Source organism: Cupriavidus sp. SIMBA_020 (assembly GCF_046535395.1).
In the GTDB taxonomy this organism is placed as follows: Bacteria; Pseudomonadota; Gammaproteobacteria; order Burkholderiales; family Burkholderiaceae; genus Cupriavidus; species Cupriavidus campinensis.
Genome location: NZ_JAWRWU010001392.1, coordinates 1 through 245 on the forward strand (window position 1 = coordinate 1; position 245 = coordinate 245).

Genomic DNA, 245 nt, shown 5'->3' on the forward strand with positions numbered 1-245 from the left:
GGCGACGTGGCCGGCGCGCCGTGGCTGGCGCACAAGGCCAGCCACGAGGCGGTGCTGTGCGTGGAAGCCATCGCCGGCCTGCCGGCGCACGCGCTCGATCCGCTGCGCATTCCCGCGTGCACCTATTCGCATCCGCAGGTCGCCAGCATCGGCATGACCGAGGCCCGCGCCCAGGAGCACGCCAAGGCGACGGGCGGCGAGATCCGCGTCGGCAGATTCACCTTCGTCGGCAACGGCAAGGCGAT

1 pseudogene is annotated in these 245 nt (G+C 72.2%); it reads left to right on the plus strand.

From position 1 onward, the window contains the following. Positions 1-245, plus strand: a pseudogene (locus SB751_RS34085) (dihydrolipoyl dehydrogenase); the annotation flags it as partial.